We start from the raw sequence: 24,770 nt of genomic DNA on the forward strand, positions 1-24,770 counted from the left end.
CGGGCGGGGCCTCTCCCTGTGCTACGCCACCTGCCCCCGCTCGACGTACTCGACGGCCGCGTCCAGCAACCACTCGGCGAGGTACTCGGCGAACGACGCGCGGACGAGGACCCAGAATCCCGGCCCCGCGCCGCCTTCACGGGGCACCACGATCACCTGTGTGCGGGCCAGTGTCGTCTGGGCACACTGCCCTGGTCCGAAGCTCCTGGGGTGGAGATCGAGGGGACAGCCGTGCGCGAGGACGTCGCCGGCGCGTGGCCCGGAGACCAGCAAGGTCGTGCGCTGCGCGGACACGTCGACGACCGAGCCGTGTTCGGTGCCGAGTGCCGCACCGAGTTCGGCCGGCAGTGTCTCGCGCACGTCGGGGGGACCGACGACCAGCCATTCGTCGGGGCCCAGCCACAGCACCGCCAGCAACCCCGTTCGCACGAGGGTGTTGGGTTCGGTGGGCAGAGCGGCGCCGAGTGCGCCGGCGACGCTGTCGGCGGCCGGCCCCTTGGGGTCCAGGCGCAGGTTGACCTGAGTGAGGAAGGGAAGTTCGGCCAGCCGCACGGCACCTCGCGAGGTGCGTGTGGCGGCGGACAGCGCGGGAGCCAGGTGGCCCAGGGGGCTTCGGCGGTGGATGGTGTCAGCCGTCACGGCGGGCTCCTTCGGGGTCGTAGAGCACGGGGCCGGTGACCTTCACCGGCACCAGGTCGTCGCCGACGGGCGCGTACAGTCGCTCGCCCACGCGGTCCCGTCCCCCGCGGACCAGGGCCAGCGCGAACGTGCTGCCCAGTGCGGCGCTGCGGTAGCTGGAGGTGACGTGGCCGAGCATCGGTACGGGCGGTTCGGGGAGGGTGGGCGAGGCGATCAGCTGGGTGCCTTCCGGCAACAGGGTGCCGGGGTCCTCCGGCAGCAGCCCGACGAGGTGCTTGCGGTCGGGGCGGCTCGTGTCCGGGCGGGCGAAGGAACGCTTGCCGATGAAGTCCGGCTTCTTCCTCGACACCACCCAGCCCATGCCGAGATCCTGGGGAGTGACGGTGCCGTCGGTGTCCTGGCCGACGATGGGGTAGCCCTTCTCGGCCCTCAGGACGTGCATGGTCTCGGTGCCGTACGGGGTGATGCCCATCGGCCCGCCCTCTTCGTGGAGCACGGCCCACAGGGCCTCGGCCTCCCAGGGCGAGACGTTGATCTCGAAGGCCAGTTCGCCGGAGAAGCTGATCCGGCAGACCCGGGCGTCGATGCCGGCGACGACGGTGTCCCGCCACGCCATGAACGGGAAGCTGTCGTTGTCGACGGCGAGCGCGGGCGCGACCCGGCCGAGGAGTTCACGCGAGCGGGGTCCGACGAGGGCCACGGTGGCCCACTGTTCGGTGACGGAGGTGCAGTGGACGCGCAGTCCGGGCCATTCGGTCTGGAGCCACTCCTCCATCCAGTCCAGCACCGCCGCCGCGTTGCCGGTCGTGGTGGTGACGAGGAACCGTTCGGGGCCGAGCCGGATGACCGTGCCGTCGTCGAACACCATCCCGTCGGGACGGCACATCACCCCGTACCGGATCGTGCCCGGCTTCAGGGTGCTCATCATGTTGGTGTAGAGCCTGTCGAGGAAGACCGCGGCGTCGGCCCCGACGACCTCGATCTTGCCGAGCGTGGACGCGTCCATGAACGCGACCCCCTCGCGGGCCGCACGGCACTCCCGCAGGACCGCGGTCTCCATGTCCTCGCCGTCCCGGCGGTAGTACCAGGGCCGCTTCCACTGGCCGACGTTCTCGAAGGCCGCCCCGTGCGAGGCGTGCCAGGCGTGCAGCGGCGTGACCCTGACGGGGTCGTGCAGCCTGCCGCGGTCACGGCCGGCGAGTGCGGCGAAGGACACCGGTGTGAAGGGCGGGCGGAAGGTCGTGGTGCCGAGCGAGGCGATGTCCACGCCCAGCAGGTGCGCCACGACTCCGCTCGTCAGGATGCCGGAGGTCTTGCCCTGGTCGTGGGCCGTGCCCGCGGTGGTGTAGCGCTTCAGGTGTTCCGCGGACGTCAGTCCGGCGCCCGTGCCGCGTCGCAGGTCCTCGACGGTGACGTCCCGCTGGAGGTCGACGAAGTGGGTGGTGTGGTCGCCGTCGCCGGCCGGGACGACGAACACGTGGTCCGGGGCGCATGCACGCGGGACCGGTTCGGTGCGGGGCAGCGGACGTGGTGTTCCGGCGGTGAGTCCTTCGGCCGCGAGGGCCCAGCGGGCGGCCTCCCGCCCGTCCGCGAGGCATGCGTCGAGGGTGTACGTGCCCGCCGCGGCGCCGACCGGTTCCACCGCCTGGTGGCAGTCCGCCGGGAGGAAGGAGCCGGCTCCTTCGTCGTACCGCAGCCGGCCGCCCGCCTGGCTGTAGAGGTGGACGACGGGGTTCCAGCCGCCGGACACGAGCAGCAGGTCGGCGTCGATCCGGCGGCTCGCGCCGTGGTCGGCGTTCGGCGCGACGGTCACGGACGTCACCCTGGGGTCGCCGTCGGTGCCCGTCACGACGTGACCGGGGACGACCTCGATCCCGGCCTGTTCCGCCCGACGCGCCCACTCCCCGGGTACTCGTCGCGTGTCGGCGATCGCGGCGATCTCCACTCCCATGGCGGCCAGGTCGACGGCGGACGCGTACGCGCTGTCGTTCGTGGTGAACACGACAGCGCGGCGGCCGGCCGCGACCCCGTACCGTGCGGCGTAGGTGCGCGCGGCACCCGCGAGCATGACGCCCGGACGGTCGTTGCCGGCGAAGGCGGGTGACCGCTCGTACGCTCCGGTCGCCAAGATCACCCGCCGGGCGCGGATGCGCCAGACGCGTTCGCGCGAGACGTGGTCGGGGGCGCGCCGACCGAGGTGGTTGGTACGCCGTTCCACGGCCGGCAGGTAGTTGTCGTCGTAGTGGCCGAAGACGGTGGTACGGGGCAGTACGCGGACGCCGGGCGTGGCACGGAGTTCCGCGACGGTGTCCGCCGCCCAGTCGGCACCGGGTGCGCCGTCCAGGCGCTCCCGGGTGCCGAGGAGGCTGCCGCCGGGTTCGGGCTGTTCGTCGGCGAGGATCACACGCGCGCCCGCGGTGGCCGCGGTCGCGGCCGCGGCGAGGCCGGCCGGGCCCGCGCCGACGACGAGGACGTCGCAGTGGGCGTACACCGCGTCGTAGCGGGAGGGGTCGGGGACGGTGGCGAGGCGTCCCTGTCCCGGGAGGCTGCTCGCCACGAGCCCGTCGTACAGCTCGACGGTCGTCGCGGTGAGCATGGGCTCCAGGAAAGGGGCTTCGATCTGTACGGCGGCGTTGGGTTCCTCGCTGCCCGCGGCGAAGATGCCGCGGGGGCGGCCGAGCTTCACGCTGGTACCGGCGTGGTGGACGCCGTTGGCGAGGAGGGCCGAGGCGAGCGTGTCGCCCCGGTGACCCGTGTACGCCACGCCGTCGAAGACGAAGCGGAGGGTTTCCGCCGGGGAGATCCGCCCGTGTCCCGGCAGGCGGAAGGGCTGTGTGGTCATGCGATCACCGGCCTCGGCTCGCCGATCCGGTACACGGCGAGGATGTCGTTGGTCTCCGTGTTCCGGACGGCGTTGAACCATCTGCGGCACCCCGCGGCATGGCTCCACCGCTCGGCGAAGGGACCTTTGGGGTTGTCGCGGAAGAAGAGGTAGCGGGCCCATTCCTCGTCGGTGAGGGCAGCGGGGTCCTCGGGGTGGGGCACGTGCGCCTGCCCGCCGTAGTGGAACTCGGCTTCGTCGCGCGGCCCGCACCAGGGGCATGGGATGAGCATCATGTCCTGCTCCTCAGTGGGCCACCGCTGCCGCGCCGTGCTCGTCGACGAGCGCGCCCGTGGTGAATCGGTCCAGGGAAAAGGGCTGGTTCAGCGGGTGCGGCGCGTCGTGGGCGATGGTGTGGGCGAAGACGGATCCCACACCGGGGGTCGCCTTGAAGCCGCCCGTGCCCCAGCCGCAGTTGAGGTAGAGGTGGCCGACGGGGGTGAGCCCGACGATGGGTGACGCGTCGGGGCTGACATCGACGATGCCTCCCCAGGTGCGAAGCACATGGGCCCGGGCGAAGATGGGGAAGAGTTCCAGGGCCGCGGCCATCTGGCGTTCGATGATGTGGAACGCCCCGCGCTGGGTGTAGGAGTTGTACGCGTCGATGCCTGCGCCCATGACCAGCTCGCCCTTGTGGGCCTGGCTGACGTAGACGTGCACGGCGTTGGACATCACGACGGTGGGGTGGACGGGTTCGAGGAGCTCGGAAACGAGGGCCTGGAGCGGATGGCTCTGGACCGGCAGGTCGAAGCCCGCCATGCGTGCCAGCACGGAGGAGTGTCCGGCCGCGCAGAGGGCCACCTTGCCGGCGGCGATGGTGCCGCGCGAGGTCCGCACTCCCACGACCCTGCCGTCCCGTACGTCAATGCCGGTGACCTCGCAGTTCTGGATGAGGTCGACACCGGCCGCGTCGGCGGCCCTGGCCAGTCCCCAGGCCACGTGGTCGTGCTTGGCGATGCCCGCTCTGGCCTGGTAGGTGGCGCCGAGGACCGGATAGCGCACATCCGGCGAGACGTTGACGATGGGGCAGGCTTCCTTGACCTGCTCCGGGTCCAGCCACTCGGCGTCGACCCCGTTGAGCCGGTTCGCCTCGACGCGCCGGACGCTGTCGCGCACGTCCTGGAGACTGTGGGCGAGGTTGAGGACACCGCGCTGGGAGAACAGGAGGGGGTAGTCGAGGTCCGCCTCCAGCCCTTCCCAGAGTTTCAGGGCGTGCTCGTAGATGCCGGCGCTCTCGTCCCACAGGTAGTTGGACCGGATGATGGTGGTGTTGCGGGCCATGTTCCCGCCGCCCAGCCACCCTCGTTCCAGGACGGCGACATCGGTGATGCCGTGGTTCTTCGCGAGGTAGTGGGCGGTGGCGAGACCGTGGCCGCCGCCGCCGACGATCACCACGTCGTACGACTTCTTGGGGGTTGGTGTGCGCCAGAGCCAGTCCGGGTGTTCCGGAATGCCGGCGCCGGGGGTACGGGGCGTCACGACGGGCCTCCGCCGGTCATTTCCGGGGTGGACCGCAGACGGCCGGGTGCGGCGCCGCCCTCGGCGTGGACCCCGGGGTCCGGTTCGTCGAGCGGTGCGTTCAGCAGGGTGGCGTACGCGTGGGGGTGCGGGGTGCTCACGGGGCCTCCTTCGAGCGGTTGCCGGCGAGCCGGCCGAGGCTGACGGGGTGCAGTCCGTCGGCGTCCTTGGCCGGGTCCATGCGTTCCATTACGGCGTTGGCGTCCAGGCCGCCCACCCGGCAGCGGCAGCTGGAGGATGCGGCCGGTGCAGGCCGGGGCGGCGTCGAGTTCGTCGATGACGCTTCCACCTGCCACGGGGAGGCGTCGGCGGGCAGCTCTCCGCGGATCGAGACGATGCCGGCGGCGCGGTCGCGGTGTGCGGTCACGTGCTTCCCTTCGGGGGGCCTGGCGTGTGCGCCGGGACGGTCACCCGCGCAGACGGCTCATGGCGGGATCGAACAGGGGCTCCTCGGCGACCACGGCGGGGACGCGCTGGTCGAAGTAGCCGATCTCCAGGGCCGTGCCGGGCGTGGAGCGGTCGGCGGGCAGCCAGGCGTAGGCGATGCCCTTGCCGATGGTGTAGCCGTACGCCGCGCTGGTGACGTATCCGACGCAGGTCTCGCCGTCGTGGACCGGCTCCTTGCCCATCACGACGGCCCGCGGGTCGTCGATGGTCAGGCAGGTCAGCCGCCGTGTCACCGTCACCGCGCGCCGTTCGAGGGCGGCCTTGCCGAGGAAGTCGCTCTTGCCCGCCTTCACGGCGAATCCGAGGCCCGCTTCGTACGGGTCGTGCTCGTAGGTCATGTCGGTGCCGAAGGAGCGGTACCCCTTCTCCAGCCGCAGGCTGTTGAAGGCGCCGCGCCCGGCAGCGATTCCTCCGTGTGGCCGCGCCGCCTCGAAGAGGGTGTCCCAGAGCTTCAGGCCCATGTCGGCGGTGGTGTAGATCTCCCAGCCCGATTCGCCGACGTAGCTCAGCCGCATGGCGGTGACGGGTACGGAGCCGATGTGGGCCCGCTTCGCCTGGAAGTAGCGCAGCCCGGCGCCCGAGAAGTCGTCCCGGGTCAGGGGCTGGAGCACCTCGCGGGCTTTGGGGCCCCACAGGCCGACGCAGCAGGTGCCCGCGGTGATGTCGCGGACGGTGACCGAGCCGTCGGTGGGAGCGTGGCGGCCCAGCCAGACCACGTCGAGGTTGCCGTTGCCACCGACCTGGAAGTGGTCACGGCCGAGCCGGGCGACGGTGATGTCGCTGCGGATGCCGCCGTCCTCGTCGAGCATCAGGGCGTAGGTGACGGAGCCGACGGCCCGGTCGACGTTCCCGGTGGTCAGCTTCTGGAGAAGGGCTGCCGCACCGGGGCCGGTCACCTCGATGCGTTTGAGGGCGGTCATGTCGTAGAGCGCGACGCTCTCCCGGGTCACCTGTGCCTCGGCGGCGACGATGGGGGACCAGTATCGGGCGGCCCAGTCGTTCGGGGTGGGGATGTCCCGGTCGGCGAGCAGCGGCTCGTTGGCCTCGTACCACTGGGGGCGCTCCCACCCGGAGGCCTCCAGGAAGACCGCGCCGAGTTCGCGTTGGCGCTGGTGGAAGGGGCTGGTGCGCAGCGGTCGCGGCTCGCCCGGCGGCTGGAGCGGGTGGATGATGTCGTAGACCTCGACGAAGTTCCGGCAGTCCCGGGCCAGGACGTATTCGGGTGCCAGCTGATGCTCCTCGAAGCGGTTGACGTCGCACTCGTGCAGGTCGAACGTGGAGCAGTGGCCGTCGACGAGCCATTCGGCCATGGCTCTGCCGACACCGGCGGAGTGCGTGACCCACACGGCCTCGGCCACCCAGAAGCCCTTGAGGTCGGGTGACTCCCCGAGCAGGGGCATTCCGTCGGTGGTGAAGGAGAACAGGCCGTTGATGCCTTCCTCGACCTTGGCGTCGCGGGTACACGGCAGCAGTTGTTGTGTCTGTGACCAGGCCTCGGTGAAGTCGTCCTCGGTGAAGCGCAGTACGGAGGGCGTCGCTTCCGCCTCGTCGACGGAGGCGATGTCGTCGGCGGAGACCGGCATGGGCCGGTGGCCGTAGGAGCCGATACCGAGCCGGTCGAAGCGGTCGCGGAAGTACAGGTCGGCGTCCTGGTGGCGGAGGATGGGCCGGACGGCCTCCTCCTTCTGACCCGCGAGGGCGGGCACGGGGCCGGTCCAGGCGAGCTGGTGGGCGAGAGGCGTCAGGGGGAGGTTCATACCCGCCATGCGGGCGACCTTCGGCCCCCAGATGCCGGCGCAGCAGACCACGATGTCGGCGGCGATCTCGCCCCGGTCGGTGACGACTCCCGTGACGCGCTCCCCCTCCGGGCCGTCCTCGCGGCGGATGTCGAGCACCTCGTGGCGGGCCAGGAAGCGCACTCCGCGTCCGGTGGCGCGGTCGATCTGCGCCTGGACGGCGTGGACGGCTCGCGCCAGTCCGTCCGTGGGGACGTGGAGTCCTCCCAGGACCCGCTCGCGGTCGAGCAGCGGGTGCAGGGCGAGGCACTCGTCGGGGGTGAGCAGCCGGGACTCGATGCCCCAGGCGGTGATCCAGCCGTGCCTGCGGCGCAGTTCGACGAGCCGTTCCGGGGTGGTCGCGACCTCCAGACCACCGACCTGCCGGAAACAGCTCTCTCCGTCGACTTCCAGGGAGCAGAACTTCTCCACGGTGTAGCGGGCCATCTCGGTCATGGCCTTCGACGGATTGACCTGGAAGACCAGCCCGGGGGCGTGCGACGACGATCCGCCCGTGGCCGGCAAGGGTCCCTGATCGACGACCGTGACACGGTTCCAGCCCCGGGCGGAGAGCTCGTCGGCCAGCGCCGCTCCCACTACACCCGCTCCGATGATGACCACCTTCGGCCCTGCCATCGCCTAACCTCCGTTGCTTTTAGCGCAACTAGATTCAGCTTGCGCAACACACCCTGCCCGTCGCGAGAAGGGAGTGTCAAGGGCTCGAACCCGCCGTGCACATCCCTTTCGAACGCCATAAAAAGCCGTGCCCGGAGGGCTGTTGTGAACAGCTCTCCGGGCACGGCGACCCACGGCGGTCAGACCGTGGCGTGCACTACTGGTCCCTTCCGGGCGCCGCGGCGCCCGCGGCGTGTTCCGCCAGCACTCCCGTGCGATGCCGCTGCACGAACCAGTAGTAGCCGAACCCACCGATCGCGATGACACCGACGAACAGCACCGCGCCCCAGCGCAGATACCAGTGGTACGGGGCGGTGGCGTTGTAGACCTCGCCCCGCGGCCAGATCAGGTTGAGCGTCATGAGCCCGCCCCAGACGACGGCGAGGACGTTCACCGGCAGGCCCCAGCGCCCCAGGGAGAACTTGCCCTCTGCGGGCTGCCACTTCCCGCGCAGCCGCGCCACCAGCATCGGACCCGTGACCAGCAGGTAGGCCACGTAGATCATGATGATGCCGATGCTGGTGACCACCGTGAAGATCTGGGGCTGACGGATGTTCACCACGAGGATCCCCAGGGCCAGCACGCCGATGATGACCGTCGGCAGGACCGGGGTCCCGAACCGCGGGCTCACCTTGGCGAGCCGGGACGCCCCGGGCAGGTTGTTGTCCCTGGCCATGGCGAAGGCGAGCCGGATCGCCGCGGTGTGGACGGCGAGGGCGCACACCGTGACGGCGACCAGTACGCACCAGAGCATCGCCTGCCCGGCCGTCGGGCCGAGCACGTCCAGGACCACGAACTGCAGTCCTTCCACGGAGATCTTCTCGCCGTTCAGGCTGGAGACGCTCATCAGCGCGAGGATGAGGACGAGTCCACCCAGGACGAAGGAGGCGACGATGGCGCGGATGATGGCCCGCGGTGCGTTGCGCGAGGGGTCCAGCGACTCCTCACCGAGCGAGGCCGCGGTGTCGAAGCCGTACATCACGTACGCCGAGGCGAGGGACGCGATCAGGAAGGCGCCGAGGTAGCCGAAGGGCTGGCCGTCGCCGGTGCCCCCGGTCTCCATGACCACCTCCGGACCGCGCACCACGTTGATCCCGAGGAGCACGATCAGCACGACCGTCGCGATCAGCTCCAGGAACACACCTGCGGTGTTGATGCGCGCCATCAGTTTCACACCGAAGGCGTTGACCAGGGTGGTGAACAGGATCAGGACCGCCGCGAGGAGAACGGCGTTGGTGGGCTTGTCGTAGGGGCCGGAGCCGTCCCCGACGAACTGGAAGACGGACGATATCTGCGGCAGGGTGAGCTGGTAGGCGAGCGCCACGGCCGCGATCGAGACGATCGAGGCGATCAGCATCATCCACCCGGCCAGCCAGCCTATGTGCGGATTGCCCATTCTTTTGGCCCAGTTGTAGATGCTTCCCGCGACGGGGTAGCGGGCCGCCAGCTCGGCGAAGCAGAGCGCCACCATGAACTGGCCGACGAACACCATCGGCCAGGACCACCAGTAGGCGGGACCGCCGCTCGCGTACCCGAAGTAGAAGAGCTGGAAGGTGCCGGTCAGGATCGAGATGTAGGAGATTCCCGCCGCGAAGGTGTGGAAGTTGCCGAGAGTCCGCTTGAGTTCGGGGCGGTAGCCGAATTCGGCGAGCTCGGCGTCGTCGTCGGCCGGCACGTTGGCCAGCGGCCGGCCGGGTGGCGCAGTGGTCATGGACAACTCCTGGGTGAAGGGGGAGGAGACGGTCCGGGCTAATCGGTCTCCGGTGGATTGGAGAACCAGTGCTGCGGCCGGGGGTCGACGTTCTGCCAGATGTGCTTGGGTTCGCGGTACTCGTCGAGACCGGCCCGGCCCAGTTCGCGGCCGACTCCGGAACGGCCGAACCCGCCCCACTCGGCCTGCGGCAGATAAGGGTGGTAGTCGTTGATCCACACGGTTCCGTGCCGCAGCCGGCGCGCCACGCGTTGGGCCCTGCCCGCGTTCTGCGTCCACACGGCCCCGGCCAGCCCGTACTCGGTGTCATTGGCGATCCGCACGGCGTCGTCCTCGTCCGTGAACCGCTCCACGGTCAGCACCGGGCCGAAGGACTCCTCGTGGACCACGCTCATACCCTGGTGACACTCGTCGAGCACGGTCGGCAGATAGTAGAAACCACCGGCCAGACGCTCGTCGGCGGGACGTGTGCCGCCGCAGCGCAGTACCACCCCTTCGGCGATTCCGGCGGCGACGTACTGCTCGACCTTGAGGCGGTGCCCGGCCGAGATCAGCGGGCCCGTCTCGGCCGTCTCGTCGAACGGCCCGCCCAGCCGGATCCGTTCGGCGCGGCGTACCAGCTCGTCGACGAAGGCGTCGTGCAGTGAGTCCTCGACGACCAGACGCGCACCGGCCGAACACACCTGTCCGGAGTGGAGGAACACCGCGGTGAGGGCGAAGTCCACGGCCGTCTCGAAGTCGGCGTCGGCGAACACCACATTGGGGTTCTTGCCGCCGAGTTCGAGGGCCACCTTCTTCACGGTGGTCGCCGCCGCGGCCATGATCCGCCGCCCGGTCGGAAGGCCTCCCGTGAAGGAGACGAGGTCGACATCGGGGTGCTCGGCAAGGGGGGCGCCGACCTCGGGTCCGGCGCCGAGAACCAGGTTGGCGACCCCCTGGGGCAGTCCGGCCTCCTCCAGCAGCCGCACCAGCAGGATGGACGTGGAAGGGGTGAACTCGCTGGGCTTGAGCACGAAGGTGTTACCGGCTACCAGGGCCGGGGCGACCTTCCAGGCGGCCTGGAGCAGCGGGTAGTTCCAGGGCGTGATCAGCCCGCAGACGCCGACCGGTTCGTGGACGATCCTGCTGACGGCGTCGGCGCGGCCGGTGTCCACCACCCGGCCGGCGTCCGTGCCGGCGACGGAGCCGAACCAGCGGAGGCACGCCACGACGTCGGCGACGTCGTACTCGCTCTCCACGAGGCGCTTACCGGTGTCCAGGGACTCCGCCCGGGCGACCTCGCCGGCCCGCTCCTCAAGGAGGTCGGCGACGCGCAGCAGCACGGCTCCGCGTTCTCGTTCAGGGGTGTGGGGCCAGGGCCCTTCGTCGAATGCCCGGCGGGCGGCGTGGATCGCGTCCTCCGCGTCGGCGCGGGTTCCCTCGGAGACCGAGGCGACGTGCCTGCCGTCGGCGGGGCAGAGGATGTCCCGCTGTCCGCCGTTCGCCGGCGTGCGCCACTTGCCGTCCACATACAGGTCTGCCATGTGCGGGTCCTTCAAGCAGGTCAAGCACGGGTGCTGCGTGAACTTGGTTGCGTATAACGCATTCCTTTGCTCGTGATGGAACACATTCACGCACCCGGCCCCCCGCGTCAAGACGGCGGTCCACCCCTTTGATGACGGGACTCTGCCGGGTGGCTCCCCCGGTGACCCGCCAAGTGCGCACCACCCCGCGATGTCGCCTTTCCATCAAAACGTTGTGCGGGCAGCACCAGTTGGAGGCTTCATGGCTGTGCGGCCCAGGGCCGGCCGCGCGTTCGCGCTCACCCTCTCGTGCCCCGACCGGCCCGGGCTCGTCCATGCGGTGAGCTCGGCGTACGGGAGCGCTTCACATCGACGTCCCGGCAGGGCGATCACCATCCACAGTGCTCGCCCGGGCCGTCGCATGGCACAGCGAGAGCCGGGTCATGACACAAGGCAACCGCGCCGTCGTCTTCCGCCGGCGGAAACGGGGAGGGGGAGGCGCACCCCGGCGGGTGCGCCTCCCCCTCTTTCATGCCCTCGGGCTCCAGGCCCTCCGGGACTCATGTGGCGCTCAGAACGCCCGTGCCAGCATGGCCCGGCGCCAGCGCTCCGTCTCGGCGAGCTGGTTGAACGTGAAGATGTGCAGGCCCGCCACTCCCATGCCCGGCGCGGAGAGTGCCGGGGCACCCCGGCGGAGCAGCCGTTCGGGAACGTACCCGCCCGGCGCGGCGAAGCGCAGGAACCACGAGGGGTGGCGCGTGAGGAACCTGGTCGACTCCCCCACACCGATCTTGGTCGCCATGGCGAGCAGCTTCGCCCGCTCGACGGGGCCGGCGACGCCCACGTACACCGGCAGCGCCACGCGCCGGCGCCGGACCTTGCCCAGCCAGGCGGTCAGGACGCGAGCGTCGAAGCAGAGATTACTGACAATGTACGTGGAGAATTCCTGCTTGTCCCACATGGCTTGCACCGTGATGTCGTCCTCGATCCGGGGATGGCTCTCGGGATACCCGGTGATGCCCACATGCGTGAAGGGACTGCCCAGCTCCGCGATGCGGCGCAGCACCGGCAGCGCCGCGTCGTAGCGGCCCACGGGCGGGTCCGCGTCGCCGGCCGGGACGAACACGTCCGAGACACCGGCCTCCCGCAGCCGTCCGACGATGTCGTCGAGGTGTGCCTCGCCCTCGATCAGCCGGGCCGGAACGTGGGGGACGACGGTGTACCCGTGCCGGGCCAGCCGCGTCGTGAGTTCCAGCGTGGGCGCGAGCCCCTTCACGGGCGAGGCGGTGATCGTCACCGGCACCTCCCGGGGAACGTGCCGGAGCACCTTCTCCTCGGTGGTCCGCGTGGGAAGGACCTCGTAACGGATCCTCCTGAGCAGCGGCAGCAACCGCGCCGCCGCCCCGTGCGCCGGCCACGTCTGGTCCGAAGCCTCGAGGGAATGGCTCACGGCACGTCCTTTCTAGCGGGAGCCGGGAGAGCGCTCCTGCTCCGTCCTGCGATGGCGGTAGAACTCCGCCGTCGAGGGTTCCAGCGGCTTGTTGCCGAGGATCAGGTCGGCGGCCTTCTCCGCCACCATCATCACGGGTGCGTAGATGTTGCCGTTGGTGACGTACGGCATGACCGACGCGTCGACGACCCGGAGACCCTGGAGACCGTGCACGCGCATGGTGTCGGGGTCGACCACGGACATGTCGTCGACGCCCATCTTGCACGAGCAGGACGGGTGGAGTGCCGTCTCCCCCTCCTTGGCCACCCAGTCCAGGATCTGCTGGTCGGTCTCCACCGCGGGCCCCGGCGATATCTCGCCGCCGTTGTACGGGTCCATCGCCGACTGGCTCAGGATGTTCCGGGAGACCCGGATCGCCTCCACCCACTCGCGGCGGTCCTGCTCGGTGGAGAGGTAGTTGAACCGCAGGGCCGGGTGGACGGAGGGGTCCTTGCTCTTGATCTTGACGGAACCGATGGCGTCGGAGTACATGGGGCCGACGTGGACCTGGTAGCCGTGCCCGCCGGAGGGGGAGGATCCGTCGTACCGGACGGCGACGGGCAGGAAGTGGAACATCAGGTTGGGGTAGTCGACGTCCTCGTTGCTGCGGGCGAAGCCGCCCGCCTCGAAGTGGTTGGTCGCCCCGGGCCCCTTCCGGAAGAGCCACTGCAGACCGACCCACGGCCGGTGGCGCCACTTCAGGTACGGCTGCATCGACACCGGCTGCTTGCAGGCGTACTGCACATAGACCTCGAGGTGATCCTGGAGGTTCTCGCCGACGCCGGGCAGGTGCGACACGACGTCGATGCCGAGGTTGCGCAGTTCCTCGGCGTTGCCGACGCCCGAGAGCTGCAACAGCTGGGGGCTGTTGATCGCGCCGCCCGAGAGGATCACCTCACCGGCCCGGATCCGGCGCCTCCGGCCGCCCCTGGAGCGGTACTCCACGCCGATGGCCCGCTTTCCGGAGAACAGCACGCGTGTGACGAAGGCGCCGGTCCGCACCTCCAGGTTGGGCCGCTTCATGACGGGATGGAGGTAGGCACGGGCGGCGGAGAGCCGGCGGCCGCGGCGGATGTTGCGGTCGAAGTGGGCGAAGCCCTCCTGCCGGTAACCGTTGACGTCGTCCGTCAGGGGGTAGCCGGCCTGCTGCACGGCCTCCAGGAACGCCGAGAAGAGGGGGTTGGTGGCCGGGCCCCGCTCCAGCCCCAACGGCCCGGAGCGTCCGCGGAACTCGTCGTCGGGGCCCGCCGCCGTACAGTTCTCCATCCGCTTGAAGTAGGGCAGACAGTGGGCGTAGTCCCAGTTCCGCATGCCGGGGTCCCGTCCCCAGCGCTCGTAGTCCATGGGATTTCCACGCTGGAAGATCATGCCGTTGATGCTGCTGGATCCGCCGAGGACCTTGCCCCGTGCGTGGTGGATGCGCCGGCCGCCCATGAAGGGCTCGGGCTCCGACTCGTACTTCCAGTCGTAGAAGCGGCTGCCGATCGGGAAGGGCAGCGCCGCCGGCATGTGGATGAAGACGTCCCAGAGCGGATCGGACCGCCCTGCCTCCAGCACCAGGACCTGGTTGCCGGGATCGGCGGAGAGCCGGTTCGCCAGGGCACACCCCGCCGAACCCCCACCGACGATGACGAAGTCGTACTGCTTGAGCGCCATTGATGCCTCGATCCGCTCGCGCCGTCGATACGCGCCGCATGCTATTACGGGTGTCGCTATACGCACCAGGTTGCAGAAAGCGCAACCTCATGCCGGATTTGACAGGCGGCTACCGCCGAGTTTTTCGTTGAGTTCTTTGCGTATAGTTTCGGTATGAGCAACGACACGACAGCTTCCGAAGCGACGAGCGGGGCCGCCGGCGGCGTCCAGTCCGTCGACCGCGCCGTGACCGTCCTGGAGATCCTCGCCCAGCGCGGGGAGGCCGGTGTGAGCGAGGTGGCGAGCACGATCGACGTGCACAAATCGACCGCCTTCCGGCTGCTCGGCGCGCTGGAGGCACGCGGCCTGGTGGAGCAGGCGGCGGAGCGCGGCAAGTACCGGCTCGGGTTCGGCATCGTCCGTCTCGCGGGAGCGGTGAGCCGGCGGATCGACATCACCGAACAGGGCCGTCCCATCTGCGAACGACTCGCCGAGGAACTGGGCGAGACGGTGAACGTGGCGGTGCGCGAGGCCCACTACGCGATCAACCTCTACCAGGTGCACGGCCCGGGCGCCGTGACGGCGAACAACTGGGTGGGGCAGCTGACACCGCTGCACGCCACCTCCAGTGGGAAGGTACTGCTGGCCGAGCTGTCGGCGAAGGAGCGGGCATCCGTCCTGGCCCAGTCCGGCCTCAAGAAGATCACCCCACAGACGATCACGGCGAAGACCAGGCTGGAGAAGGAACTCACCGCGGTCCGCACCCGGGGATACGCCACGACGTACGAGGAGTTCGAGATCGGCCTGCATGCCATGGCCGCCCCGGTGCGCTCCCGCGACGGCGATGTGATCGCCGCCATCAGCGCCTCCGGCCCCGCCTACCGCTTCACCCGGGAACGCATGGAGGAAATGGCACCCCTGCTGCTCAAGGGTGCCCAGGAGATCAGTTTCCGGATGGGATACCTGGGCTGATCCGAGGACGCTCCAGCCGCACGACGACGCTCTTGGACGTCGGTGTGCCGGAGACGTCGGCCACGGACCCGAGTGTGACCAGGACGTTCGTCTCGGGGAAGGAGGCCGCACAGCAGCCCAGCGGGGTGTCGTAGGCGACCGCCCGGAAGGACACGGCCCGCCTTTCGGCCCCGTCCGCCCGCTCACTGACCCGATCCACCCGGGTCACCGTCGGTGAATCCGTTGTCGGCGAGATCGTCGGGGTGGAACCGACACCTGGGCACCGCACCAGCGCGTTGCCTCTCGAAGCCCGGGACAACCCGCCAAGAAGGCCGCGGCGGCGGGGCTGTCGAGCCGCCGGAGGCGGTCCGCGATCAGGCCATGACGTCCTTTCGGTATCGGATGCGGGCTGTTACCGGCCGGGGCCGAGCCGGGACTCCACCCAGGTGTGGAACTCGCCGATGTGGTGTTCGCTGGGGACGAGGACGCCTCCCGCACGGTACAGCCGCGAGCTCATGGTCGGCTGGCAGCGCTCGCAGGCGTCGAAATCCTGCCGGTTGACCCGGTCGAACAGCTCGACGGAGCGGCTGACGTCCTTTCCCGAGACGACGACGTCCTTCAGGTACAGCCAGTCGCACTCCACGACGGTGCGGTTCTCGGCCACCGGGTACATGCGGTGGAAGATGACGTGGTCGGGCACGAGGTTGATGAACACCTGCGGTCGGACGGTGATCGCGTAGTAGCGGCGGTCCTGGTCCTCGGAGATGGTGGGGATGCGGTCGAGCCCCTCGGAGCCGTCGACGGTGAATCCCTTGATCTCCTCACCGAACTCTGCGCCGTGGCCGACGTAGTACTGCGCCGCGTACCCGTCGGCGAACTCGGGCAGCACTTCCGTGAGTTCCGGATGGATCGTGGCGCAGTGGTAGCACTCCATGAAGTTCTCGACGATCAGCTTCCAGTTGGCCTTCACGTCGTAGACGATCCGCCGGCCGACTTCGAGGGTGGCCACGTCGTACCGTTCGAGGGCGCCCACCTCACCGAGCCGGTTCACGACATCGGCGATGACGGTTTCCTCGAACGACGGCGCGTCCTCGGCCACGCAGACCCAGATGTATCCCAGCCACTCTCGGACATGCACCGTGGCGAGACCGTATTCGGTGCGGTCGACGTCGGGCATCTTGGTCAGGTTGGGAGCGGCGACCAGCTTGCCATCCAGGTCGTACGTCCAGGCGTGATAGGGGCACTGGAAAGCCCGCTTCACCTCACCGGTCTCCTCGGTGCACAGTTTCGCCCCGCGGTGCCGGCAGACATTGAGGTAGGCGCGGATGCCGCCGTTCCGACCGCGCGTGACGAGGACGCTCTCCCGGCCGACGTCGACGGTGCGGAACGTGCCGGGCTTCGGGAGTTCCGAGGAGCGGGCGACGCAGAACCACATCGCCTCGAAGATCCGCTCCTGCTCCAGCCGGAACACGTCGGGATCCGTGTAGTAGTGGCCCGGGAGCGTCGCTATCAGGCTCTCCGGCAGATTCGTGATGGTCACGGCGCTCCTCGCAAGAGACGTCGAGAACTGGCAAGGGGTCGCGGATCCGGCAGCCACTCCCTGGAGCCGGCCGTCGCGCGAAGGCGATCGCAATGCACATAGAGCAACAGCTTGCGTTTTACGCAACGCCAGTGTGTTGCCGCCCCCACCCCGTGTCAAGGGTCGGTAACCGGCCGGGCCACCCACGCAATCCCGTTTCACATCAAGCGAGATGCCGCGAAACACGCAACGTCGGTGGTGCGGTGGCGACCCGCGCCCACCCATCCTTCACTTCCGCCGCAACCGCAACCGACTGCGCATTGACAGCGCTCCCCCTTCCCCCGCGCGGCCAGTGACGCCAGTGACGCCGGACTTTACGCACGCGTCGCGGACCTGCTCGCCAAAGAGTTCACCGCGACCTGCGCGACAGAAGCACGTCGAACGGCGAGACCCCGTTCGGGGCACGGAGCACGCTTGACCGCGCGGCGCCGTCCTGCCGCCGGATCACGACGTGGGACCGGAGTACCAGGGTGTGTTTCGAAAGTCCCGTCCGGCCGGGAACGCCCGGCACGCACGCCCCCGGCCCCGCCCTCCGGGCGGACGACGCCACTTTCGAAACACGCCCTAGACGAGGGGGATGCGAACCGGGATACCCACGACAAGCGCGCTCACATCAGGAAGGCCGGAAAGAGGCAGACCGTCGTGGGAAGCCGGGGCGATGGTCTGCACGCGGGAAGCAGCCAGCGTGGGAGCAGCCAACGCGGGAGCAGCCAGGGCCACACCGGTGAAAAGGACCGCTGTCGCAGTGAGGATCTTCGTCATGCATCCGGAACGACCGATCCGCTCCCGGGGCACGATCCGTGTGAGCCAATCGGCTTCGTCCCGTGCACCACCGAGTTGAGGAGGCGGAGAAACGGAGAGGCTGTCTTCGGGGGACCTAGGGTCGAGCCGTGCGCTCCTCGCTCTTGTGCCTTGTGTCGGCGCCCGCCGCCTTGGGGCCATTCGCTCCGTTGCCTGCGGTGGCGCACGAGGGGGTGGGGCCCGGGTCCAATGCGTCGCGGACGGCGGGGCCGGATGGAGCCCACGTGGCAGCCGGACACCTGCGCTTCGTGCCGACCTCCGCCGGATGCCGCGTTCAGCGGTAGGTGTAGAACCGCGTGTGGTCGAGCATGTCCTCCGGCGTGACGTCGTTCCAGGGCTTCATCGTGTCGCGGAGGCCGATCACATTGCGCGGGGCCGTGGTGGGTACGTATCCGGAGGACGGGTGCATCCTCTGCCAGTCGGCCCACAGTTTGTCGATGAAGCAGTGATGGAGCCAGAAGACCGGGTCGTTCGGCGAGGCGCCGCTGGTCATCTGGCCCCCGACCCATACGTGGACCCGGTTGTGGAGGTTGGGGCCGCGCCATCCCTCCACCTGGTTGCGGAAGCCGCCCGACCGGCTGTTCCAGGGGGCGGCGTCGTAGGTGGGGATGGCCAGTACGGCGTCCACCTCCGCCCGGGTCGGAAGTTCGCGTGTGCCGACGCCCAGTGCCCGCCTCAGGAAGGTCCTTCCGTCGACCCGTATGTTGAGCGGCCAGTTGCCGCTTCCGAAGGCGAACGGGCCGGTGGTGACCCGGGCGTCCCCGCTGCGGCCGTCCCCGCCCAGGAACGTGTCCGCCCACAGCGAGCTGCTGGGTGTGCGGTCGACCGTCCAGTCCCAGTAGGGCAGCGTGACAGACGGGTTGACGCTCTGCAGCGCCTGCTCGAACTGGAGCAGGAACCGGCGGTGCCAGGGGAGGAACGACGGTGACCGGTGGCCTGTTCGCTCGCCGTCGTCGGTGTCACTCATGATGAAGGCGTTGTGCGTCGTGATGAACTCGTCGTAGCGGCCCTGGCGCTTGAGTTCGAGAACGGCGTCGACGAAGTCGCGCTTCTCGACGGCCGACAGATCTGCCTGGTTCTTGCGGTCCGCCATGGCGGCGATCCTTTCAAGTGAGAAGTGCCGGGCGCGACGTCAGACCGCGAGGGGCACGAGCGATGCCCCGTGGAGGTCCCGTACGGCGGCCCGGGCGGCGTCGCGTGGTGTGGGGTACTTCTCGTAGTGGTCGATGACGCTGATCCAGGTGCCGTCGGCGTTCTGCATCACATGCAGATCGTCGTCGTCGACGCGGACGACGAATGCGGCGAGGGCCGGCTCGCGATGGCCCCCGTGGTGCCCGTCGGCGGGCCACCCCTCGATGTGCCGGCCGAGGTACATCTCGTCGAACGCCTCCGGTGCGGCGGCGGGCGCGGCGGCGTTCGCCACGGGGACCGCGGTCTGGCCGGCCAGTGCGGTACCGGCCACTGCCAGCACGGACCGTCGAACCATGTCGCGGCGGGTGAGAGATCGCACGGTCTGCTCCTTCGGTCGATCCGCCGCAGGCCGGACGGTCCACGACAGAAACGTTTCTCTACGCAGCGGAACGAGATCGTCCCTTTGCCCGTGCCACGACATGGTGGCAGCGGCGGACGGTTCCGCAGAGTGGGCCGGAAGGCGCATGGTCACGAAGAAGACAACAGTGGATGAATAGTGCATCATTCAATGGCGCAGATCTTCTCGCCGAGCCGGCTGCTGGAACGGAGCGGCCGGAAATCCGAGCCGTGATCCCGCTTCCCTCCGCAGATCTTCCTGCCGGCGCTGCCCGGTCGCGGCCCGGGCTGTCCGACAACTCGGCGCGAATGAACGGGCAATGCCGCGAGGCGGGGGTAGGCGTCCCGGTTTCGGCTCAGTGCGATCCGGGCTCATTCGATCAGCGCGTGCCCGCCTCAGCGGTTTCCGCGCCGACGGGGCCGGCGGTGGGGTTTCCCTCGGTGACGTCGGCACACGTGCCGCCGAGGCCGACGATGGAGGACAACCGGAGTACGGGAGAAACAGGCAAAACATGATTTCGGCAGCACATCGCCTCATGTTGACCACGTTTCGCAGACGACCGTTTCCGAACACAGCGCCGAGCCGAGGCGTCACCTCATGTGACACCAAGCTGCACACTCTGGCTGATTCATGCTTGATCTCCAGATTGCCGGCTATCGGCAGGGGTTGGCGGCGTCAGCGGACTCGCCCGGTGAGACAAGTCCTGTCTCATAGGCGAGGACGACGGCCTGGGCTCGGTCGCGCAGGGTCAGCTTGGCGAAAATCCGGGCCACGTGGGTCTTCACTGTCGCCTCACTGAGCGTCAGTTTCTGCGCCATTTCGGTATTGGAAAGACCCCGGCCCATGAGCGTCAGCACCTCCCGCTCGCGCGGCGTCAGTGCGGCCAGGTCTCGGTGGACGGCCGAGGTTGCGAGGCCCGAACTGGTTCCGGGGGCGCTGGAGGCGAAGCGCTCCACCAGGCGGCGGGTGATCGAGGGTGCGAGCAGAGCGTCACCGGTGTCGACCAGGCGTACGGCGGCGGCCAGATGCGCGGGGGTGACGTCCTTGAGAAGGAATCCGCTGGCTCCGGCGGCGAGGGCGGCGTAGACGTAGTGGTCGAGGTCGAAGGTGGTCAGCATGATCACCCGGCAGTCGGGGGCCTGCGCGAGTATGCGGCGGGCGGCTTCCAGGCCGTCCATGGCGGGCATCCGGATATCCATCAGTACGACGTCGGGCCGCAGCCTCCGCACGGCGGCCACGGCCTCGGCTCCGTCGCCGGCTTCGGCCACCACGTCGATGCCGCGGGCGGTCAGGATCAGGCGGAAGCCGGTGCGGACCAGCTCCTGGTCGTCGGCGATCACGACGCGAGGGGCGGGTTCGGTGTGTGTCGTCATGGCCGGTCCAGCGGGATCCGGGCGCGGACGCGGTAGCCGCCGCCGAGGCGGCGGCGGGCGTCAAGGTCGCCGCCGTAGACGGCGACCCGCTCCCGCAGGCCGAGCAACCCGCGTCCCGTTCCGTCTGGCTGGCCCGGGACCGGCTCTCTCCGCGCGGGCTGGCTGCCCGACAGGATGCTCGGTCCGCTGTTCAGCACCTCAACTCGCAGGTAGTGGTCCGCGTATCGCACCGTCACCTCGGCATTCGCTCCGTCCCCGTATTTGAGGGCATTGGTCAGGGCCTCCTGGATGATCCGGTAAGCGGTGACATCGATCCCCGTCGGCAGCGGACGCGGCTCACCCGAGATACGCATCTCCACGGGCAGGCCGGCAAAGGCGATCCGGTCGATCAGCGGACTGAGTCGGCTCAAGCTCGGCTGCGGTGACAGGTCCCTACCGTAGGGCTCGTCGTCGCCGTTCTGCGCGGGTGCGAGCAGGCCGAGCAGGTGCCGCAGCTCGGTCATCGTGTTCCGCCCGGCGGTCTCGACGGCGCTCATCGCCGCCGCGGCCTCGTCCGGCATCGTGGCCAGCACCTCGCGGGCGGCCCCGGCCTGGACCACCATGAGGCTCACGTTGTGGCTGACGATGTCGTGGAGCTCGGTGGCGATCCTGGCCCGCTCGGCGTCGACCGCGGTCCGCGCCGCGCTCTCGCGCTCCCGCTCCAGCAGCCAGCCGCGCTCCTCGATGGCCGCCTGGTGCAGCCGCCGCGCCCGGACCACCGCCACGCACAGACACCCGGCGGCGCCAACTGCCGCCGCCAGGGCGATGATAAGCAAGATCGTCCCGGATCCCCACACCGGATCATCTTCGCAGCTGCACGACGTGCCCCACATCAGCGCCCGGATGCAGCTCCGTACATCCCCGGGATGACCTGCCCGGACGGATACATCCGGGGGGTGACGTTCTGTCCGCGGACTCCGTCCTAAGTTCGAGCCATGACAACTGATCACGACAATGCCCGGCAAGTGGTAGTGCGGCTGGACGGTGTGCACAAGGAGTACGGCGACGCGAAGGCCCTGGACGGCCTGTCGCTGGAGATCAGGGCGGGCGACGCGGTCGCAGTCATGGGCCCCTCCGGCTGCGGCAAGTCCACCTTGCTCAACATGGTGGCGGGCCTGGACCGGCCGACCTCGGGCACAGTCGAGGTGCGTGGTCATGACCTCGGGAAACTGAACGAGACCGGCTTGGCGCTGTTCCGGCGGCGGAACGTCGGCATGGTCTTCCAGTTCTTCAACCTCATCGACGATCTGCCTGTCCTGGACAATGTGGCGCTGTCCGCGCAGCTGACCGGCACCTCGACCCGGCAGGCGCGCAGCCGTGCCCTGGAGCTCCTGGACGAACTTGGTGTCGTCGAGCGCCGGAACAACTATCCGGCGACGCTGAGTGGTGGAGAGCGCCAACGCGTCGCCGTCGCACGGGCGTTGATGAACCGCCCGGCCCTGCTGCTTGCCGACGAGCCGACCGGCGCCCTCGACAGCCGGTCGGGCGAGCAGGTGATGGATCTGCTGATCGACCTCAACCAGATCGGCCAGACCCTGTTGATCGTCACCCACGACCCGCAGCTGGCCACCCGCTGCGCCAGCCGGCTGATCGAAGTCGCCGACGGCCGGATCGCCCGCGAGAGCACGCTGGAGGCGACCGCGTGAGCGCCGTATGGAGAGCCTCGCGCGCGGCCGTGAAGCGCCGTCGGCTTCAGACCTTCGTCATCGGGCTCGTCGTGCTCTGTTCCACCACGACCGTCCTGCTCGCTCTGGCGCTGCTGAGCGCCGCCTCGGGCCCCTTCGACAAGGCCTACGCCGAACAGCGCGGTGCTCATACGGTGGCGGCGTTCGACACCACGAAGGTCTCGCAGAAGCAGTTGGCACGGACCGCCCGGCAGCCCGGGGTGGAGGCCGCGGCCGGACCGTTCGGACAGGCCGTCGTCGACATTCCCAAGGACTGGCTCTGGATGGCGGGCGGCAGCCTCACGGTGGTAGGCCGGGCCGATCCGGCGGGCCCCGTGGACCAGATCGAACTCCTTGAGGGCCACTGGGCCACCGCACCCGGCGAGATCGTCGTCAACTGGTTCGCCCAGGGCTCCCCCGGCACCGCGCTCCTCGGCACCAAGCTGGAGACCCCCGGCGGAGCGACGCTGACCGTCGTCGGATTCGCCACCAGCATGAGCAAGTCAGCGAGCGCCTGGGTCTCGCCCGAGCAGATGGCCGCACTGCACCCGACCTCCGCCCAGATGCTGTACCGCTTCACGGACTCCTCGACGGAGGCCCAGCTGAGCGCCTCGCTGGCACGGGCCACCACGGGACTGCCCAAGGAATCGCTGACCGGCGCACAGACCTACCTCACCCTCAAGCAGGCCTTCTCCGCGCTGGCCGACTCCTACCTCCCATTCATGACGCTCTTCGGCATCCTCGGCGTGCTCGTCTCCACCCTGATCGTCGGCAACGTGGTCAGCGGGGCGGTCGTCTCCGGGTACCGGCACATCGGGGTGCTCAAGGCCCTGGGCTTCACCCCCAACCAGGTCGTCGCCGTCTACCTGACGATGCTTTCCGTACCGGCGGCGATGGGCTGCGTGCTGGGCACGCTGGCCGGCAACGCGCTGGCCGGGCCGATCCTGAAGGTCGCGTTCACCGGCATCGACGTGGGCCGGGCCTCGGTCGGCGGCATCAGCCCGTGGGTGTCCGTGGCCTGCCTCGTGGGCATGCCTGTCCTCGTCCTGCTGGCCGCGCTGGTCCCCGCCCTGCGCGCCCACCGGCTGCCCGCCGCACGGGCGATCAGCGCGGGCAACGCGCCGCGAACCGGGCGCGGGCTGCGCGTCCAGCGGATGCTCGGTGCCACCCGGCTGCCGCGCCCGGTCAGTCTGGGCCTCGGCCAGCCGTTCGCCCGCCCCAGCCGCACTCTGCTGACCATGGCGGCCATAGTCCTCGGGGTCACCACGGTGACCCTGTCGACCGGACTGACCAGCACCATGGTGGCGTACGGCAATGTCGGGCGGGAGGACGGAGGCGCCAGGATCCACGTGACGACTGAGGGGTCGGGCAACGACCGGACCCCACCCCGGCTCAGTGACGCGCAGATCGAGAAGCGGCTGCGGTCCCTGCCGGGGGCGGAGGGGATACGGGCCCGCGCGCTGTCCCAGGTGAACATGACCGGGCAGACCCAGCCCGTCTTCGCCGACTTCTACCGCGGCGACGATTCCTTGTACGAGCACACCATCGTCAGGGGCCGGGCGCCGGCCGCAGCGGGCGAGATCGTGGCCGGTCCGGCGTTTCTGACCCAGCGCGGGCTGAAGCTCGGTGACCGGGTCACGCTGGAGCTGAACGGCAGGAAGATCACCGCGACCGTCGTGGGTCAGCTCATCGAGGGCAACGCCCGGGCCCTGGAGGCCACCGGGGAGACCCTCGCCCGACTCGCACCGGACGCCCACGCCACCGAGTACACGGTGCGGCTCGCCTCCGGCGCCGACGCGCGCGCCTACGCCGAGGCAGTCGCGGCGCTCGACCCGGGCCTGCGCGCGTCGGTGATGGACTCCGGAAACGCCGGCACCGCCACCGTCATCACCTTCTCGACGGTGTTCACGGTGCTGCTGACGCTCGTCGCGTCACTCGGTGTCTTCAACACCGTTCTTCTGAACACCCGTGAGCGGCGCCGGGACCTGGGCATGCTCAAGTCGATCGGGATGACCCCCCGGCAGGTGGTGGTGATGACGGTGACCTCGGTCGCCGGGCTGGGCGCGGTCGGCGGGCTGCTCGGCATCCCGCTCGGGATCGTGGCGCACCGCCTCGTGGTGGGCCATGTCGGGGTGGTCGACTTCCCCGCGTACATGAAAGACGTGTGGCACGCGCCGCAGCTGGCCGCGATGCTCCTGGCGGGTGTGGCGATCGCAGTCCTCGGCGCCCTGGTCCCGGCCCGGTCGGCGGCCCGGATGACCATCGCCTCGGTGCTGCACACCGAGTAGATCACCCGTCAGCACCAGCCTCTGGAACCGGCCCAAGGCAGCCGACGGCGGTCAGCCGTCGGCTGGCTGGCTCTACGGATACGCCCGTGTGCTGATGACCGTCGCGGGCGACGGCACCACCGAGGGCCAGCTGCTGGGCGGCACGGTCTCCTTCATGTCCGCGCGGAACCACGCCGCCCCCATCTTCGGCAACCCGCACATCGGGCCGCCAGCCTCCCGGAGAAGGGGCGGGGCGGCCCGGCACAGCCGGAGCGGATCAGCGCCACGACCGAGGA

Annotated in this window: 17 protein-coding genes and 2 pseudogenes; 3 read left to right on the top strand and 16 right to left on the bottom strand. The window is 69.8% G+C overall.

Annotated elements, in window-relative coordinates:
• Window positions 1-21: 21 nt before the first annotated feature.
• The 10 genes and pseudogenes from ACY34K_RS11595 to betA all read right to left on the bottom strand — a co-directional run bounded on the left by ACY34K_RS11595 (window position 22) and on the right by betA (window position 14,293).
• Window positions 22-639: a sarcosine oxidase subunit gamma gene (locus ACY34K_RS11595; RefSeq protein WP_462746108.1), complete on the bottom strand. Its 618-nt coding sequence runs from the start codon at window positions 637-639 to the stop codon at window positions 22-24.
• Window positions 629-3,756, bottom strand: a pseudogene (locus ACY34K_RS11600) (sarcosine oxidase subunit delta family protein). The gene ACY34K_RS11595 and the pseudogene ACY34K_RS11600 overlap by 11 nt, the downstream one beginning before the upstream one ends.
• A gap of 10 nt (window positions 3,757-3,766) precedes the next feature.
• Window positions 3,767-4,999 carry a sarcosine oxidase subunit beta family protein gene (locus ACY34K_RS11605; protein ID WP_462746109.1) on the bottom strand — a complete coding sequence of 411 codons (1,233 nt, stop codon included), beginning with the start codon at window positions 4,997-4,999 and terminating at the stop codon, window positions 3,767-3,769.
• Window positions 4,996-5,139, bottom strand: a complete 144-nt coding sequence (locus ACY34K_RS11610; protein WP_462746110.1) for a hypothetical protein — start codon at window positions 5,137-5,139, stop codon at window positions 4,996-4,998. The genes ACY34K_RS11605 and ACY34K_RS11610 overlap by 4 nt, the downstream gene beginning before the upstream one ends.
• 26 nt (window positions 5,140-5,165) lie before the next feature.
• Window positions 5,166-5,459 (bottom strand): annotated as a pseudogene (locus ACY34K_RS11615) (tetrahydrofolate dehydrogenase/cyclohydrolase catalytic domain-containing protein); the annotation flags it as partial.
• Window positions 5,446-7,896 (bottom strand): GcvT family protein, encoded by a 2,451-nt coding sequence (locus tag ACY34K_RS11620; RefSeq protein ID WP_462746111.1) that lies wholly within the window; start codon window positions 7,894-7,896, stop codon window positions 5,446-5,448. The pseudogene ACY34K_RS11615 and the gene ACY34K_RS11620, both read right to left, overlap by 14 nt.
• Window positions 7,897-8,092: 196 nt before the next feature.
• On the bottom strand, window positions 8,093-9,646 hold the full coding sequence (locus ACY34K_RS11625) for an APC family permease (RefSeq protein WP_462746112.1): 1,554 nt from the start codon (window positions 9,644-9,646) through the stop codon (window positions 8,093-8,095).
• 38 nt (window positions 9,647-9,684) lie between these two features.
• Window positions 9,685-11,169, bottom strand: a complete 1,485-nt coding sequence (locus ACY34K_RS11630) for an aldehyde dehydrogenase family protein (RefSeq protein WP_462746113.1) — start codon at window positions 11,167-11,169, stop codon at window positions 9,685-9,687.
• Window positions 11,170-11,719: 550 nt separating this feature from the next.
• Window positions 11,720-12,598 (bottom strand): methylenetetrahydrofolate reductase, encoded by an 879-nt coding sequence (locus ACY34K_RS11635; protein WP_462746114.1) that lies wholly within the window; start codon window positions 12,596-12,598, stop codon window positions 11,720-11,722.
• Window positions 12,599-12,610: 12 nt separating this feature from the next.
• A complete protein-coding gene (gene betA, locus ACY34K_RS11640; protein WP_462746115.1) occupies window positions 12,611-14,293 on the bottom strand; it encodes a choline dehydrogenase in 1,683 nt (560 codons plus the stop codon).
• Between the two features lie 153 nt (window positions 14,294-14,446).
• Here betA and ACY34K_RS11645 point away from each other — a divergent pair, with 153 nt between their 5' ends.
• Window positions 14,447-15,244 (top strand): IclR family transcriptional regulator, encoded by a 798-nt coding sequence (locus tag ACY34K_RS11645; protein WP_462746116.1) that lies wholly within the window; start codon window positions 14,447-14,449, stop codon window positions 15,242-15,244.
• On the opposite strand, the gene ACY34K_RS11650 is transcribed toward ACY34K_RS11645, so the two are convergent.
• The 6 genes from ACY34K_RS11650 to ACY34K_RS11675 form a co-directional block, all read right to left on the bottom strand.
• Window positions 15,216-15,443 carry a hypothetical protein gene (locus ACY34K_RS11650; RefSeq protein ID WP_462746117.1) on the bottom strand — a complete coding sequence of 76 codons (228 nt, stop codon included), beginning with the start codon at window positions 15,441-15,443 and terminating at the stop codon, window positions 15,216-15,218. The genes ACY34K_RS11645 and ACY34K_RS11650 overlap by 29 nt on opposite strands.
• Before the next feature lie 192 nt (window positions 15,444-15,635).
• Window positions 15,636-16,763, bottom strand: a complete 1,128-nt coding sequence (locus ACY34K_RS11655; RefSeq protein WP_462746118.1) for an aromatic ring-hydroxylating oxygenase subunit alpha — start codon at window positions 16,761-16,763, stop codon at window positions 15,636-15,638.
• Window positions 16,764-17,877: 1,114 nt separating this feature from the next.
• The gene (gene melC2, locus ACY34K_RS11660; protein WP_462746119.1) at window positions 17,878-18,696 is read right to left on the bottom strand and encodes a tyrosinase MelC2; all 819 of its coding nucleotides are present in this window, start codon (window positions 18,694-18,696) and stop codon (window positions 17,878-17,880) included.
• 39 nt (window positions 18,697-18,735) lie between these two features.
• Window positions 18,736-19,113 (bottom strand): apotyrosinase chaperone MelC1, encoded by a 378-nt coding sequence (melC1, locus tag ACY34K_RS11665; protein ID WP_462746120.1) that lies wholly within the window; start codon window positions 19,111-19,113, stop codon window positions 18,736-18,738.
• 671 nt (window positions 19,114-19,784) lie between these two features.
• Window positions 19,785-20,504 (bottom strand): response regulator, encoded by a 720-nt coding sequence (locus ACY34K_RS11670; RefSeq protein WP_462746121.1) that lies wholly within the window; start codon window positions 20,502-20,504, stop codon window positions 19,785-19,787.
• Window positions 20,501-21,319, bottom strand: coding sequence for a sensor histidine kinase (locus ACY34K_RS11675; RefSeq protein WP_462746122.1), 819 nt, complete (start codon window positions 21,317-21,319; stop codon window positions 20,501-20,503). The genes ACY34K_RS11670 and ACY34K_RS11675 overlap by 4 nt, the downstream gene beginning before the upstream one ends.
• A 159-nt stretch (window positions 21,320-21,478) precedes the next feature.
• On the opposite strand from ACY34K_RS11675, the gene ACY34K_RS11680 reads away from it, so the two are divergent.
• A complete protein-coding gene (locus ACY34K_RS11680) occupies window positions 21,479-22,189 on the top strand; it encodes an ABC transporter ATP-binding protein (protein ID WP_462746123.1) in 711 nt (236 codons plus the stop codon).
• Window positions 22,186-24,495: an FtsX-like permease family protein gene (locus ACY34K_RS11685; RefSeq protein WP_462746124.1), complete on the top strand. Its 2,310-nt coding sequence runs from the start codon at window positions 22,186-22,188 to the stop codon at window positions 24,493-24,495. Before ACY34K_RS11680 ends, ACY34K_RS11685 begins: the two co-directional genes overlap by 4 nt.
• Window positions 24,496-24,770: the final 275 nt, after the last annotated feature.

Source organism: Streptomyces sp. STAM6, from assembly GCF_054963715.1.